We start from the raw sequence: 13,653 nt of genomic DNA, 5'->3' as shown, positions 1-13,653 counted from the left end.
CATCACGCACTCATCGTCGGCTGATCGGTGTAGCCCTTAGCTCCGGCGGACGGGTCGTAGAACAGTGACGGGGCGGGCGGATCGTTGAGCGGCGCGTTCTCCGCGAAGCGTCGCGGCAGATCGGGGTTGCCGAGGAACGGTCGGCCGAAGGTCACCAGATCGCACTTGCCATCACCGATCACCGAGCGTGCCGACTCGGCATCGTAATCGCCGTTGAAGATCAACGTCCGCCCGAACTTCTCACGTGCGGCGGCATTGATCGCATCCTGGTCCGGGTGCGCCTCAGGCTGGTCGAAGAGCTGGCCGACAACTTCGAGGTGACCCACGCCGGTCTCGTTGATGGCTCCGAAGATACGCGTGTAGTGGTCGAGCGGGTCGGAGTCGGACATCTCGTTGAACGCCCCGGTGGGCGAGACGCGAATGCCGATGCGTTCGGGAGCGAAGACTTCGAGCAGGGCATGGAGGATTTGGAGCGGGAACCGGAGCCGGTTGTCGATAGAGCCGCCGAAGTCGTCGGTACGGTGGTTGGTGCCGTCACGCAGAAAGGAGTCGGGCAGGTAGCCGTTGGCCGCGTGGAGTTGCACGCCATCGAACCCCGCAGCCTTGGCGACGGTGGCCGCCCCGCGAAACTCGGACACGATCGCCGCGATCTCCGACTCGGTCAGCACGTGCGGCGTGGGTATGGCCTGCTTGCCGTTGGGCGTGTGGGCCTGGGTGTCTTTGAGGGCAACGGCCGAGGGTGCGACCGGACCCAGACCGTCGGGCAGCATGTCCGAATGCGTCACCCGGCCGGCGTGGTACAACTGCGCGAAGATCAGCCCGTCGGCTTCATGCACCGCATCGGTCACGAGCTTCCAACCGGCCTGTTGCTGCTCGGAGTAAATGCCCGGCATCGCGACGTAACCGAGACCGCCGGGGGCGACGTGCGTCGCTTCGGTGAAGATCAGCCCCGCCCCGGATCGCTGGCGGTAGTACTCGGCGTTCAATTCATGCGGCACCTCGCCGGGTAGCTTCGCCCGGCAACGCGTCATCGGACTCATCAGCACGCGATTCTTCAACGTCATCGGGCCGAGGTCGTGAGGCTTGAACAGCGGATCGTGGCTCATGCGGCGAAAGCTACATGCCTGCCGGCTTTCGACCAACGTCGAATCTCTACCCTTTCGTGAGGTTCCCCTGCTCACCCCAAACCAGACGGAGCAGAACCGTCCCAAGTGCGCAGCCGATCGGATACGACGGTACGTCCCACCAGCTGAAGGTCGTGCCGAGCATCATCCGCCCGACCCAGGTTGCGCGGATCGCCTGCAGCCAGCCTGGTTGCCAGAGTTGGCCGAACTCCAGCACGACCGTCATCGTGGCCACGCCGACCGCAACCGGGATGATCGTCGAGCGTCGCGGCACCAGCGCGAGTACGAGAGCCATCCACATCCACTCATACAAAATGCTCGTGCCCCAATTCTGAATCCACCACTCCGCGACCGGCATCGGCATATGCCGGACCAACGCCCCGACTCCGCCGGACACTGCAGCCAGCATGAGAAACGTCAGTCGCTTCGCGATTGCAAATTCGGTAGTCGGCCTATTCATCCCGCAGCGCCATTTACAATCATTGAACGAGTCGCACGATTGCAGCGCTCACGACCAACCGGTCGACCGATAGACTCGCTCGCCGTGCCAAACGAGATTCATAACACACGCATTCGCACGCTCAACGACAAGGATATCAACGCCGACGGGAAGTACGTCCTCTACTGGATGCATGCGTCGATGCGGACGCGGTACAACCATGCGTTGGAGTATGCGATTCGACAGGCCAATGAGATCGGCGTCGGTGTGGTCGTGTGCTTCGGGCTGATGGACGGGTACCCGGAGGCGAACCTTCGGCACTATCGCTTTCTGCTCGAAGGCTTGCGTGACGTCGAGGCGAACCTCAAGGAGCGCGACATCAAGTTCGTTTGCAAGCACGGCCAACCGCCGACGGTCGCGCTGCACTACGCCGAGGACGCGGCGTTGCTCGTCGGCGACATGGGGTACGTCCGCCCGGTCCGCACCTGGTACGACCACGTCGCGGATAAGGCGCAGGTGAAGTATGTGCAAGTCGAGAGCGAGATCGTCGTGCCGGTCGAGACGACCAGCGACAAGCAGGAGTACGCCGCCCGCACCATCCGCACGAAGATTCACAAGAAGTGGGGCGACTACATCGTCGAGCTCGAGCCGACAAAAGTGGACACGTCGTCAATCAGCTACGCGGTCACGGGCGACATCGACGTGAGCGACGTCGACCAGGCGCTCGAGCCCCTCGACATCAACCGGAACGTGACACCGGTCAAGCGTTTCGAGGGTGGAGAAAACGCGGCCCAGAAGCTGTTCGGCAACTTCGTCGAGACGCACCTGAAGGACTACGACGACGGGCGCAACGAGCCGAGTAAGCAGCACCATTCGACGATGAGCCCGTACCTGCACTTCGGGCACATCTCGCCGGTGCAGCTTGCGTACGAGGTGAAGCACAGCCGCTACGGCAAGCCCGACGACCGCGACGCCTACCTGGAGGAATTGATCGTTCGCCGAGAGCTTTCCAAGAACTTCGTCTGGTACTGCGGCGACTACGACTCGTTCGAGTGTTTGCCCGACTGGGCCAAGAAAACGCTCGACGAGCACAAGGACGACGAGCGAGAGAACGTCTACACCCGCGACCAGCTAGAGAACGGCGAGACCCATGACGAGTGGTGGAACGCCGCAATGAAGGAGATGCGCGAGACAGGCTTCATGGCCAACTACATGCGGATGTACTGGGGCAAGAAGATCCTGGAGTGGACCAACACGCCGCAGTACGCCTATGAGACGACGCTGTACCTGAACAACAAGTACTTCCTCGACGGCCGCGACCCCAACAGCTACGGCAACGTCGCTTGGATCTTCGGCCTGCACGACCGCCCATGGACCGAACGCGAGATCTTCGGCAAGACCCGCTACATGAACGCCAACGGCCTTAAGCGCAAGTTCGATATGGAGGCTTACGTCGCCATGGTCGACCGGCTTGCCGAGGAAGAGAGCGACTAGTCGTTTCGCCGCGCCTCGATCAATCGCTCGGCCGTCCACGGTCGCGGCGGGATCGAGCCGCGTAGTGCCGCGACCTCCTCGGCACCGATCGGCTCGGCATCGTTGCCCCAGCTCTTCCGGGTGTACGTCAACACCGCCGCGATCCGTTCGTCGCCGAGGTGGCTCCACCGCGCCATGATCCCGCCCTCGTAGAGCTGCCCCTTCACGGTGATCGGCCCGACCAGTCCGCCGAGCATGATACGGATCGGCGTCTCCTTATCCTCGATGAGCCACTCGCTACCGACCAGCGGCGGGACGTTGTTCGGACCACCCTGTCCTTCGGCCATGTGACAGGCCAGACAGTTTTTCATGTACACGTTCTTCCCCAACGCCATCTGGTCGATCGAGCCGTCCGGCAGGCGAAACTCATCCAACGGCCCCGGCGCGTTCAGCGCCAAGAGCAGCAGATACCCGATGCCCAGCACAAGAATGCCCGCGATCACCAGCGTCGCGGCCAGCAGGGATTTGTTCGCGGCGGCCATGTCGCATTGTTGAACAGATGTCGCAGCGCTCCCTGCGACAAACCGCCCGATCAGAAGATGCCAATCGTCGGCCAGGCGAGCTCAACGCCGCGTTTGCGCAGCACGTCCTGCACCGTCGCGACATCCGTTCCCACCGCCGCCATCACGCCCGCCGCCTCACCGATGTTCCACTCGATCGGGTGCAGGCGATAACAGCCGTTGGTCAAGTGCGTCGTGCCGATGTTCTTCGCGGCGGCGATCAGGTTGCTTGGCCCGTCGGCGGGGAGCAGCGCGTGCATCGGAATCTGGAACGGACAGACCTCCGCGTACATGCTCGATCGACCCGACGCCGAGGGATGCAAGTCCATGCGGTACGCCCCGACGCCGACGCTGTCCGCGAAGACCTCCGCCTTGCCGTCGGGGCGACATTTGGCGGCAACGTGCTGCTGGGTGATCGTGAACCGGGCGCGGATGCGACGCCCCTCGCGGTGATACGGGGCGAGCGCGAAGCCGTCGTTCGTACCGAGCATGTCCGGCCGCAGACGGATGCCGGGCTCCTGTTGTTGCAGCCAGTAAACGACACAGCGGGTCAACTCTTTCGCCTCGGCCAGCCGCTGCTTCGCGAGCTCGGCCGGGACATCGACCACTCGACCACCGGCGTAATCGTTCTGCGGCCAGTTCAACAAGGACACGTCCGTCACGCCGATCTGCCACTGCAAATCATCAACGACTTGCCGGTAGCGGAACAACGAGTACGCACCCTCTTCCTCGAACAAGGAACCGCGACCGCTGAACGCGTCGGTCGGTCGGGTGTACTGCCAATCAATCAGCCTCCCGTCGGGCACGTCAGGCTGCGGTTCGGCGAGCCATCGGTCGTAACTCGCCGGCTTCTTGATCGGCCGCGGGTGGTCCGGGTCGTGGTCGATCGCCGCGACCCATGTGAAGCTCTGCACATCTTCAACGTCGCCGACACTCGGCGCGTCCGGTTCGCCGAACTCGGACTGCGCTTCGCTGCCGATCGTGTACGCCGCTTTCGCCAACGGCAGTAGGTCGCCGAGTTCCGTCGCATCGAGCAACATGTCGGCCGAGACGTGCGAGCCGTCGGAGAAACCGACGTGTCGCACCTTGCCCTTGACCGTGTCGACATCGACCGGCTCGATCCCGTGCAGCACCATGAGCCGGCCGCTGGCCCGATGCGCCGCCAACATCGCGTCGATCACCGCCACGCCCACGCGTGGCTCGAAGCACAGTCGGCTCACATCGCCGCCGCCGGGATTGAGGTGCGGATCACGCCGGGCGGCGTCGGTCAACGGGTAATGATCGCGGTAGTACTGCCGCACGCCTTCGCGGAAGCGTCGGTAGCTCGCGGTACAGCCGAACTGCTCGATCCAGCGGTGCTCGTCCGGCGGGACGGCTTGGCTGGTGAGTTGCCCGCCGAGCCAAGGCGTCGGCTCGGTCATGACCACGCGCTTGTCTAGATCACACGCCGCCAGCGCCGCAGCGACCCCACCGGTCCCGCCGCCGACGATTAACACGTCCGTTCGAATCTCGCTCACGACCGCAGCGTATCACCGCAATGATTTGCCGCGACAGGTGGTCCGTTGCAGAATACTGGGACGTGGCTGCCACCTCGATCCAATGCCCACACTGCGGGCACGTGATGAAGCTCCAATCGGTCCGCGCCGGCAAGTTCCGCCCACGCTGCGCCGGCTGCAACCGGAAGTTCGACTTGTCCATCAGCCAGTCGGGCCGGATCAAAACCGCCGTCGGTATCGACGACGGTGACGACGATCTCGCGGCAGCCTTGGGCATGGAAGTGACCGCGATCCGCAAGCCGCCCAGGCGCCGCAAGCCCACCGGCAACCCGAGTCTGCGCACCGACAAGCCGACCGCGAGACAACCGCGCACCGCCGAGGCTGCGGCCGATTCCGGCGCGACCGTGGCCCCGACCCGACGTGCCGTCGAGGCCGACGCGACGGTCGCACCCGCCCCTTCGTCAGCTGCGGCCGACGGCACGATGCCGCCGAGCCAGGTCGCCGACGCTCCGCCGGCCAACGATCCGAACGCGCTGCGGTTGACCGGCGTGGAGAAACCGGTCGCCCCCGCCAACGACCCCGACGCCTTGCGCGTCACCAACGTCCCCCGCGATCCCGGCGTGCCCAAACGACTCGGCAATTACGAACTGCAAAAGAAGATCGGCCAAGGCGGCATGGGCAGCGTTTATCTCGCCCGCCAGATTTCACTCGACCGCGACGTGGCTCTGAAGATGCTCGCATCGGACCTGGCCGGCGACGAAGAATTCGTCGCCCGCTTCACCCGCGAGGCCTATGCCGCCGCCCAGCTTTCGCACCACAACGTCGTGCAGGTCTACGACATCGGCGCGGAGAAGCCGCACCACTACTTCTCGATGGAGTTCGTACCGGGCACCAACCTGGGCAAGACGTCGCGGGACATGGGCCAACTCGCGCCCGGCGAGGCGGTCGGTCTCATCCTGCAAGCGGCGCGAGGGCTGCGATATGCCCACGAGATGGGGCTCGTCCATCGCGATGTGAAGCCGGAGAACCTGCTGCTCAACGACGAGGGCATCGTCAAGGTCGCGGACCTGGGTCTGGCCAAACGTGTCGGTGAGGTGGAACCGGGCCGACTCGGCGGGTCCAGCGAATCCACGCGGACGATGATCCGCAACCGCCGTGAAGCCCACACCACCAAGCTCGACAGCGCGTCCGCAGCCAGCGCGACACAGATGTCGGTCGCCATGGGGACGCCGGCGTACATGGCCCCCGAGCAGGCGCTGGACGCCGCCAACGTGGACCAACGTGCCGACATCTACGCGCTGGGCTGTTCGCTGTACCACCTGCTCACCGGTCGGCCGCCCTTCGAAGGCAGCGATGCGGAAGAGGTCATGGAGATGCACACGGTCCGCGACCCGGTCCCGCCGGACAAGGTCGCCGACGCCGTGCCCGGCTCGCTGGGGCAGATCGTGCTGCAGATGATGGCCAAGGACCCGGCCGACCGCCCGCAAACGATGCGCGAAACGATTCGCGTTCTCGAAGAATGGCTCGAAGAGTTCGAGGGCGTGGGCGTCACGCCCACCGGCGACGCGGAGAAGACCATGGCCGCCGCCGCCGGGCGTTACGTCTCGGCATCCATGAAGTCGGTCCGCACCTGGAGCATTGCCGGCTTCTATGTGCTGTGCGTCATCGGCGCGATCCTGTTCGCGGTGTTCGTCGAGAGCACCGTCAACAAGGTCGGCCTCGCCGGTGCCTGTGCCGGGCTTGCGGTCACCACCACGCTCGCCTACCTGATCTACGGCGGGATCAAGCAGCGCACGCATGTCTGGTCCCGGCTCCGCCAACTCCTCACCGACGGCGGGCTCGTCGACGCTCTCGGTTTACTCGCGGGGGGCGTGCTGATGATCGTCGTGCTGGTCTCCCTGAACCTGCACTGGTGGTGGCTCGGGGCGGCCGTCCTGGGCGTCGGGCTCGCGATCGGTTTCCATCACGCGATCGACGTGCCGCTGATCAAGCAACGCGAAGCACCGCTCAACTCGGTCAAGCTCCTGTTGCGTCGCTTGAGAAAGGAAGGCTACGACGAGAACGCCCTCCAGCACTTCGTCGCGACCAAGTCCGGCGACCACTGGGAAGAGCTTTACGAGGAAATCTTCGGCTACGACGAGAAGATAGAAGCCCGCCCCGTCTTCGGACGGGACGGCGGCAAGGAACGCCCCCGCCACGGCACCTGGCGCGAGCCGCTGCTCAACTGGATCGACCGTCGGCTCGAGTACAAACGCAAACGCCGCGACGAGAAGATGCTCATCGCCGTCGAGAAGCAACGCCTGCGGAGCAAGGGCATCGGCGAAGCGGTTGCCGAGAAGCAAGCGCGGGCCAACGCGCTGCGGTTCGCCGACCTGGCCGAGAACTTCCGCCAGGAAGCCGAGGAGAAAGCCAAACCGACCATCCCCGCCCCGCGCGAGGAAGAACCGGTCGAGGAGGAGCAGCCCGACGAACCGCAAGCGACCGGCACCGGTTCCGACGCCATCGAGAAACGCAAGATCGTCTACGACGACGGCAAGACCAATCGCGTCCACGAAAGCTGGTTCCGCCGGCGGTTCGGCTCACCGGTCGACATCGTGCTCGGACCGCAGTTGCGACTGTTGCTGGGTTTCGTGCTGATGGGCGTGTTCGCGTTGTGGCTCAACACCGGCTCGTGGTCGGCGAAGTTCGATACCGGGCTCAACCTCAACGACAACCTGGCCGACGTGTCGCAGGTCGCCGAGGACGGGTCCACCACCGCCGGCGGCTCCCGCCGTGTCCGCGGCGAAGACGAAATCGACGCGGGCGTCGACCTCCGGGCGACCGGCATGACCGAGAACATCGCCGACCGGAACAACGCACTCACCCGGTATCTTCATCCAACCCTCGGCGCGAAGCTCAGCGGCTTCCACGTCGCCATCGCGGCGATGATCCTGATCTCCAGCATCGTCTTTGCCCCGCGACTCTTCAGCGTCCTGACCTACGGCTCGGTCGTCGCGACGATCGGCCTCATGGGCGTCACGATCCCGGGCACGCAAATCATGATCACGTGGTGGATCGCCGCCGCGATCGGTGGCGGAATCTACCTGTTCGCGCTCACGTTCTTCCGCACCGACGAGGGTTACTGATCCGCGACGACGTCGAGCCCGATATCCAGGGCCGGCGCACTGTGGGTCAACGCACCGATCGCGATGCGTTCGACGCCGGTCTCGGCAATGGCGCGGACGGTGTCGAGGTTGACGCCGCCGCTGGCTTCGAGCACCGCTCCGTGCCCCGCCGCGTCCCGCAGCGCGACCGCCTTGGCCATCGTCGGGCAGTCCATATTGTCCAAAAGGATCACGTCCACCCCCGGCACGCCCAGCACGACTTCGAACTGTTCGAGCGTGTCGACCTCGATCTCGATCGGTCGATCGGCATCCTCGGCCCGGCTCCGTCTCACCACCTCGGCGACCGCCTGACCCAAGGGCATCGCCAGCCCCGCGATGTGGTTGTCCTTCACCAGCACCATGTCGTACAGACCCATGCGGTGGTTCTCGCCCCAGCCGACGCGGACGGCGTACTTCTCCAAGTCACGCAGACCCGGCGTGGTTTTGCGGGTGTCGTAGATCTTTGCACCGGTGCCCTCGACGGCGGTGACGAACTGCCGGGTGAGCGTGGCGATGCCCGAGAGGTGCGTGAGCAAGTTCAGACAGGTCCGCTCGGCGGCCAGCAGTGACCTCAGCGGCCCGCGCATCCGCAGCACCGGCTCGGTCCGGCTCGTGGCGTAGCTCCCTTCGACGTTGTTCATGTGAAACCCCGGCAGCGTCTCGACGACGAGCCGCTCGTCGAACATCCGGGCGACGTGGCCGACCAGCGGCAGGCCGCACACCACCCCGGCCGCTTTTTGCACGAACGCCCCGGTGCCGACCGCGTCCTCGGCGATCGTCAGACGACTCGTGACATCGCCGCCATCGGCAAGGTCCTCGTCCAGCGTCATCCGCATGACGGCCTCAAACCGTTGCAGCGGCGGCAGTTGCACGGGCATCCGGTGCGGCTCGGTGACGCCCGGGCGGGAGGGTTCGGTGTGGGCCATTGCCCGGATGCTAGCGCCGTGTGAAACCGCCCGGATCGGGCGGTTTTGCCCTTGCATGACATACGCGACCGTGTACCTTTAGGCCTAGGAGATTCGAGGATGAGTGAAATGCACCCCGATACGCTTACAAAAACGCACCGTAAGGCGGCCTGGCTCGGCGTTCTCGCAATGGGAGCGGCCCTCACGGCTAGCCTGTTGCTGTTGCTGACCGCGTGATCGGCTGCATGTCGGATTCTGGCTGGCGGATACCCTCGGAGGGGCATCCTCGGAGTCACCATGAAATATGTCGTGTCCGCCGCCTGCGCTGTCGTCGCGTCGTCGGCTTTTGTTAGTGCCCAACAGATCGGTACCGAAGTCACCGCCAGCGGCCTGAACGCTCCCATCTTTGCCGGCTCCCCCGCCGGGGATGATCGCCTGTTCGTCCTCGAACGCGGCGGCGCGATCCGTGTGATCGACAACGGTACGCTGCAAGGCTCCGCATTCGCCAGCGGCACCGGTCAGACGCTCAACACTGGCGGCGAAGGTGGCGTACTCGGCCTTGCCTTCCACCCCGGTTTCCTCGATGCGTCCAGCCCCGGCTTCGGGCAGTACTTCATCAACTACACGGCCTCCAACGGCCCCGGCGGCACGCCCTTCGACACCGTCATTGAGCAGGTCACGGTCGACAATCCACTTTCGAACACCCCGACCATCGTCGGGCGCGAGACGGTGCTGCAGTTCGAGCAGCCGTTCAACAACCACAACGGCGGCTGGATCGGCTTCAGCCCCAACGACGGGTCAAACCTCTACATCGCCACCGGCGACGGCGGCAGCTCCAACGACCCACAGAACAACGCCCAGAACACCACCAACCTGCTGGGCAACATCCTCCGCATCGACATCGACGGCACCGACGTGAACGGTGCGTACAGCATCCCCGAGAGCAACCCGTTCCAGCCGCTCGACGGGCCCGATGCGGATGAGATTTTCGCATGGGGACTGCGTAATCCGTTCCGTAGCAGCTTCGACAGCCTGACCGGCGACCTCTACATCGGCGACGTCGGGCAAAACGCCCGGGAAGAGATCAGCTTCATCGCCGACGGCACCAGCGGACAGAACTTTGGCTGGCGTTTGCGTGAAGGGGACATCGAGACCCCGACCGGCAACGTCGGCGGACCGGCACCCTCTGGCGCGGTCGATCCGCTCTTCGACTACGCCCACGGCACGCTCTCGGCCGGCCGCGGCTCGGTCACCGGCGGCTACGTCTACCGCGGCTCGGAACTACCCAGCCAATACGCCGGGCTGTACTTCTTTGCCGACTTCGTCAACTCGACCGTCTACACGATCGACCCGGCCAATCCTGACGCCACCTTCACCGACATCACCGACCTGGTCTTCCCCAACGGCGGCATCACCGGCGGCATCGTGAGCTTCGGCGAAGACGCCAACGGCGAACTCTACATCGTCGACATCGGCGGCACCGTCTTCGAGATCATCGCCATCCCCGAACCCGCCACGATCGGCCTGTTCGGGCTGGGTGCACTCGGCTTGATTCGCCGCCGATGCAATGTTCACAGCACCTAATCCGCTAATCTCACCGTCTTTTTGGCAAACCACGAGCAGTGCTCAAAAGTGATGCATTGAGACTGCTGTAGCACAATGGTACGACTGAGTTGTCACGCCGCTGGCAGTGGATCGAACTCTATAGCAACTCGTACCCGTGGCCCTTTAGCAAGCAGCGTACCACGCGTCCGTAGGCGTCCCAGCCGACTTGATTACCTTGGGGCGGGAAGAAGACCACGACATGCTCGCCGGGCTCGACCATCTCATGACTTTGGGCACGCATGCCACCGACGGAGATGTCGTCGAGGCTAAAGCTGAGATTAGGCATCTCACCAGTATCTGAAGGGTTGGTGCGTCGGCCGGAGACACGACCGCTGACCGCTCGGCGCGAGAAGATACGGCGCTCGGTGCCTCGGACGCGCAACCTCATGTCCTGGAAAAGGCGACGTTCGGAACTGCCGCGAGTGCGTAAGCGCGGGTCCACCGGATGCGTCTCGGGCTGACCAATCGCGAGTTGCGACCACGCCGGGTGCCCGGGATTGAGTAGGTAGTTCCACTCGTGATCCATCAAGGCAGTCGGCACACGCAGCGCCAGTGATCGGCACTCTGCGACCCAGCGATCCCCAAAACGCTGGGCCGCCGCGTCCGGGACGTCGGCGGCCCAGTTCGGCGGAAGATCCGAGACTGCCGGCATCTCAATAAGGTCGACCGGCAGCTCGATCGAGAGACGACGCAGGTCTGTCAGGTCGAACTCGCTGCGCACATGGACCAGAACTTCCAGAAATGCCAAGGCTAAAGAGCCCGCGCAGTAGACCATCGGTGTTCCGACACTGTTCCAGCGTCCGCCATATTCCCTTGCACCGAACCCAGTGAAAGCGGTTGGCAGGTGAACTTCTCGGCAGATCCGCCAAACCTGCCGGGGCTCGTCACTCACGTGAAGACCCCGTGGCCAATGCGGCCGATTAGCTGCTCGACCTCCCGAGCACCCACGTCCGACCGGGCCATGTCCAGGGGTCGCACATTACCCAACGCTCGAGCCGGCTCTTTGAGCCAAGCAGAGGCGAGCTTTTCGTCGCCTCCGAACAGCTCGGTCGCTGCCTCGAACACGCGCGCCAGACGTAACAAGCGGTCCGACTCGAGCTCGTTGAGGCGTCCGGCTTTTTGCCGGCGATCCAACGTTCGCACCGGGATAGAAAGCAAACGGGCCATTTCGTCCTGCGAGACATCAAGCTTCTTACGCAGGCGGTGCACCTTGTCGAACCCGATACCCTGCTCGACCTTCTCGATCAGTCGAGCAGTTGTCGTCGCGCGCAACCCCAACGAGCTGCCTAGGTGGGACGCGCCTGAAGCGGACTTAGTTTTGGCCGTCGCCATTTGACACCATGTTAAACGCCACTTGGCAGTCACTCAAGCCGCTTTTTTCTCTGCTGGCGTCAGCTCTTCAAACATTGTCGGGGCGTCCCAGCGGCGGACGCGGTTGAGGCCGTCCAGGGCCGCGACCTTGTAGCACTCGGCAAGGGTCGGGTAGTTGAACACCGTCTCCACGAAGTAGTCGATCGGCATGCCGGCGGCCATCACGGTCTGGCCGATATGCACGATCTCGGTCGCGCCGGTGCCGATGGCGTGGATGCCGAGCAATCGACGACTGTCCGGGTGGAACAGGAGCTTGAGCATGCCGTTGGTGTCGGACATGAGCTGGGCCCGGGCGATCTCGCGGAAGCGGGCGATGCCGACTTCGTAGGGCACCTGCTCCTCGGAGAGTTGCTGCTCGGACTTACCGACCATGCTGATCTCGGGGATGGTGTAAATTCCGTAGGGCATGAGATCGCTGCGGCCCTCGTAGTCGCCGGAGTCGGGCAGGTGCTTGAACATGTGACACGCGGCACGTCGGCCCTGCTCCATGCTCGTCGCGGCGAGTGCGGGGAAGCCGATGACGTCGCCGGCGGCGTAGATGTGGCCGGCGTCGGTCTGGTAGAACTCGTTGACCGTGACGCGTCCGCGCTTGTCGACTTGGAGCCCGGCCTTGGCGAGATCGAGCACGTCGGTCGCGCCCTGCCGGCCGATGCAGTAAAGCAGGCAATCCGCCCGCAGCACCTTGCCCGATGCGAGCGTCGCCTTGACGTGCGGCGGCACGTTTGGCCCGTCGGACTTGCGGCGACCCTTCTTGCCGAGCACCTCGATCTTGTCGACCTTCTCGTTGAGCTTGAGCCGGATACCCATGTCGCGCAGGCGGAACTGCAGTACCTCGGCAAGCTCAGCGTCGACGAACTCGAGCAACCGACCGCGCCCCTCGATGAGCGTGACCCGCACTCCCGCCGCCGCGAGCATCGCGGCGTACTCGGTGCCGATGACCCCACCGCCGACGACGATCAGCTCCCTTGGCAGCTTGGTGAGGGTGAGCAGTTCGTTGGAGTCGACCACGACGCCGGGCGTGAACGGCACGCCCGACGGCCGGGCGGGGTTGGTCCCGACCGCGACGAGGATGTTGTCGCCGCGGACGATGGTTTCGTCGTCGCCTTGGCGGATCGCGATGGTGTGCGGGTCGACGAAGCTGGCTTCGCCGAAGAGCAGCTCGATGTTGTTGCGACGCATCTGGTCGTGGATGACCTGCGTCTCACACCGCACGACGTGATGCGCGCGGTGCAGCAGATCGGCCATCGTGATCTCGTGCTTGACGGCGTAGTCGGCCCCGTACATCTCGCGCTCACGAATGCCCGAGAGATGGAGCACCGCTTCGCGGATGGCCTTGGACGGGATGGTGCCGGTGTGGATGCAGACGCCGCCGATCATGGCACGTTTGTCGATGAGTGCGACGCGCTTGCCGAGCTTGGAGGCCTGCAGCGCCGCCTTCTGCCCAGCGGGCCCGCTACCGATGACGATAAGATCGAAGTTGCTTTGTGCCATGAGGTTCCTTCCGAAAGGCTACTGAAGCATCGGACAGTTCGTCCCG

The 13,653-nt window shown here is 64.5% G+C and carries 11 protein-coding genes; 3 read left to right on the top strand and 8 right to left on the bottom strand.

Annotated features, from left to right (window positions below; genetic code table 11):
- Positions 1 to 2: 2 nt before the first annotated feature.
- Both AAGD32_06450 and AAGD32_06445 read right to left on the bottom strand, forming a co-directional pair.
- Positions 3 to 1,106 carry an alkene reductase gene (locus AAGD32_06450; GenBank protein ID MEM8873884.1) on the bottom strand — a complete coding sequence of 368 codons (1,104 nt, stop codon included), beginning with the start codon at positions 1,104 to 1,106 and terminating at the stop codon, positions 3 to 5.
- Positions 1,107 to 1,152: 46 nt separating this feature from the next.
- On the bottom strand, positions 1,153 to 1,533 hold the full coding sequence (locus AAGD32_06445; protein ID MEM8873883.1) for a DUF2809 domain-containing protein: 381 nt from the start codon (positions 1,531 to 1,533) through the stop codon (positions 1,153 to 1,155).
- A gap of 135 nt (positions 1,534 to 1,668) precedes the next feature.
- Between AAGD32_06445 and AAGD32_06440 the strand changes: the two genes are divergently transcribed.
- Positions 1,669 to 3,057, top strand: a complete 1,389-nt coding sequence (locus tag AAGD32_06440; protein ID MEM8873882.1) for a deoxyribodipyrimidine photo-lyase — start codon at positions 1,669 to 1,671, stop codon at positions 3,055 to 3,057.
- Here AAGD32_06440 and AAGD32_06435 read toward each other — a convergent pair.
- Together AAGD32_06435 and AAGD32_06430 are read right to left on the bottom strand one after the other, a co-directional pair.
- Positions 3,054 to 3,578: a c-type cytochrome gene (locus AAGD32_06435; protein MEM8873881.1), complete on the bottom strand. Its 525-nt coding sequence runs from the start codon at positions 3,576 to 3,578 to the stop codon at positions 3,054 to 3,056. The two genes, AAGD32_06440 and AAGD32_06435, sit on opposite strands and share 4 nt — an antisense overlap.
- A gap of 50 nt (positions 3,579 to 3,628) precedes the next feature.
- Complete coding sequence (locus AAGD32_06430; protein MEM8873880.1) at positions 3,629 to 5,113, bottom strand: FAD-dependent oxidoreductase; 1,485 nt, start codon at positions 5,111 to 5,113, stop codon at positions 3,629 to 3,631.
- 104 nt (positions 5,114 to 5,217) lie between these two features.
- Between AAGD32_06430 and AAGD32_06425 the strand changes: the two genes are divergently transcribed.
- Positions 5,218 to 8,217 (top strand): serine/threonine-protein kinase, encoded by a 3,000-nt coding sequence (locus AAGD32_06425; protein ID MEM8873879.1) that lies wholly within the window; start codon positions 5,218 to 5,220, stop codon positions 8,215 to 8,217.
- Here the strand turns inward: AAGD32_06425 and nadC are convergent.
- Positions 8,211 to 9,113, bottom strand: a complete 903-nt coding sequence (gene nadC / locus AAGD32_06420) for a carboxylating nicotinate-nucleotide diphosphorylase (GenBank protein MEM8873878.1) — start codon at positions 9,111 to 9,113, stop codon at positions 8,211 to 8,213. The two genes, AAGD32_06425 and nadC, sit on opposite strands and share 7 nt — an antisense overlap.
- Positions 9,114 to 9,449: 336 nt before the next feature.
- Between nadC and AAGD32_06415 the strand changes: the two genes are divergently transcribed.
- Positions 9,450 to 10,724 (top strand): PQQ-dependent sugar dehydrogenase, encoded by a 1,275-nt coding sequence (locus tag AAGD32_06415; protein MEM8873877.1) that lies wholly within the window; start codon positions 9,450 to 9,452, stop codon positions 10,722 to 10,724.
- Positions 10,725 to 10,842: 118 nt separating this feature from the next.
- Here AAGD32_06415 and AAGD32_06410 read toward each other — a convergent pair whose 3' ends face one another.
- Genes AAGD32_06410 through sthA form a run of 3 tightly spaced genes read right to left on the bottom strand, consistent with a single transcriptional unit; the run spans position 10,843 to position 13,607 of the window.
- Positions 10,843 to 11,637 carry an RES domain-containing protein gene (locus tag AAGD32_06410; GenBank protein ID MEM8873876.1) on the bottom strand — a complete coding sequence of 265 codons (795 nt, stop codon included), beginning with the start codon at positions 11,635 to 11,637 and terminating at the stop codon, positions 10,843 to 10,845.
- Positions 11,634 to 12,077: an antitoxin Xre/MbcA/ParS toxin-binding domain-containing protein gene (locus AAGD32_06405; GenBank protein ID MEM8873875.1), complete on the bottom strand. Its 444-nt coding sequence runs from the start codon at positions 12,075 to 12,077 to the stop codon at positions 11,634 to 11,636. The genes AAGD32_06410 and AAGD32_06405 overlap by 4 nt, the downstream gene beginning before the upstream one ends.
- 33 nt (positions 12,078 to 12,110) lie before the next feature.
- Entirely contained in the window at positions 12,111 to 13,607 is a 1,497-nt protein-coding gene (sthA, locus tag AAGD32_06400; protein MEM8873874.1) for a Si-specific NAD(P)(+) transhydrogenase, read from the bottom strand.
- Between the last annotated feature and the right edge of the window lie 46 nt (positions 13,608 to 13,653).

It is taken from the genome of Planctomycetota bacterium (assembly GCA_039182125.1).
Lineage (GTDB): Bacteria > Planctomycetota > Phycisphaerae > Tepidisphaerales > Tepidisphaeraceae > JBCDCH01.
Note: the sequence above shows the minus strand (reverse complement) of the source record. Positions and strands in the feature narration are given on the sequence as shown.

Coding starts and splice junctions, on each gene's coding strand:
- AAGD32_06405 (MEM8873875.1), bottom strand. CDS start 12,077: ATGGCGACGGCCAAAACTAAGTCCGCTTCAGGCGCGTCCCACCTAGGC.
- sthA (MEM8873874.1), bottom strand. CDS start 13,607: ATGGCACAAAGCAACTTCGATCTTATCGTCATCGGTAGCGGGCCCGCT.
- nadC (MEM8873878.1), bottom strand. CDS start 9,113: ATGCCCGTGCAACTGCCGCCGCTGCAACGGTTTGAGGCCGTCATGCGG.
- AAGD32_06450 (MEM8873884.1), bottom strand. CDS start 1,106: ATGAGCCACGATCCGCTGTTCAAGCCTCACGACCTCGGCCCGATGACG.
- AAGD32_06445 (MEM8873883.1), bottom strand. CDS start 1,533: ATGCTGGCTGCAGTGTCCGGCGGAGTCGGGGCGTTGGTCCGGCATATG.
- AAGD32_06435 (MEM8873881.1), bottom strand. CDS start 3,578: ATGGCCGCCGCGAACAAATCCCTGCTGGCCGCGACGCTGGTGATCGCG.
- AAGD32_06425 (MEM8873879.1), top strand. CDS start 5,218: ATGAAGCTCCAATCGGTCCGCGCCGGCAAGTTCCGCCCACGCTGCGCC.